The 1228-nt window shown below is 66.5% G+C and carries 2 protein-coding genes; one reads left to right on the top strand and one right to left on the bottom strand.

All coding sequences use genetic code 11. The features are described from left to right. The coding region (locus EOD07_RS34935) for an MFS transporter (protein ID WP_164772871.1) at nt 1–536 on the top strand (536 nt) is incomplete at its 5' end. 134 nt (nt 537–670) lie between these two features. On the opposite strand, the gene EOD07_RS34930 is transcribed toward EOD07_RS34935, so the two are convergent. After that, a partial coding sequence (locus EOD07_RS34930; protein WP_206519657.1) for a nitroreductase family protein occupies nt 671–1228 on the bottom strand: 558 nt, incomplete at its 5' end.

Here is a 1228-nt window from a genome sequence, read left to right as displayed (position 1 = left end):
GTGTCGCGCTGCTGGTGGTGCTGCTGGTGGCGTCCGGGCAGTTTGCCGGCTTCACGTATGTGCGGCCGTTCCTGGAGACGGTGCCGGTCATGCCGATCGCGACCATATCGCTGGTGCTGCTCGCCTATGGCATTGGCGGTTTCTTCGGCAACTTCGCCGGCGCGTTCCTGGCCGAGCGCAATCTGAAGATGGCCGTCGGTCTGGCGCCGCTGCTGATCGCCTTGTCGGCGGCTGCACTGCTCGTGTTCGGGGCCTCGCCCATCACGGCGGCGGTCGCCGTCACCGCCTGGGGCTTTGGTTTCGGCGCGGTGCCGGTCGGCCTGCAGACCTGGCTGGTGCGCGCAGCGCCCGATCAGGCCGAGAGCGCCGGCGGCCTGATGGTCGCCACTTTTCAGGTGGCGATCGCGCTCGGCGCCATTGTCGGCGGCTTGCTTGTCGACCATGCCGGTGTCGCGAGCGCCTTCGCTTATGGCGGCGTTGCGACCTTGCTCGCGGCGCTGGTGGCCTTCCTGATGGGGCCGAAGCGGGCGGAGTAGTCCGGTCGGGACCATTTCTGTCGCATCGGCCGGGCCTTCAGGCTCCGGCCGATGCGCCTTTCTTGCCTGGTATCAGGCGCCGGTAGCCTGGCTGACGAATCAACCACCGCTGACCATGTCAGCCATGCTCACCGTCATGCGATAACCGAAGCCACCGGCCTCCTTGGCGAAAACGGCAAGGCTGGCCCATATCCGAAGCGCATGACAATATCCGGCCTGCGGGTCTCGCCGACAATCGCCGCCAGGTCGGCGCGCAGGCGGGCGACCTCGACAGGCTGATTGATGAAGGCGGTTTTGAGTCCCAGGCTCGTCGCGGCCAAAGCGAGGCGCTGGCACGCCTGGCCGACCCTGATCCAGTGGTCGTGGTCCGGCCGCTCGCCAAAGAAGATCGCAACCCCTGCGGATGAGTCGATCTGACGAGCGTATTTCTGATTCTCCTGGGCAACGCTGAACAGCCTGTCCAGCGCGATCCGGCCGAGGCTGGTCGGCAGCACCGGGCTGCCGCTCGCGGCTGAGAAGAGCCCGTCGCCGCTTGCCGCCGCGCTGCGCGGATTGAAGCGTATCCACTGCTTCAGCTCATGCATGAATGCGGGGTCGTTCATCTGGTCTTCATTGCCGGCAAGGACAAGATCCCGCACCTGCTTCATCCGCGCCCGATCCGTGACAAGCGCCAGGCTCACGCCCGGTATCGC

The organism is Mesorhizobium sp. M2C.T.Ca.TU.002.02.1.1 (assembly GCF_003997225.1).
Note: the sequence above shows the minus strand (reverse complement) of the source record. Positions and strands in the feature narration are given on the sequence as shown.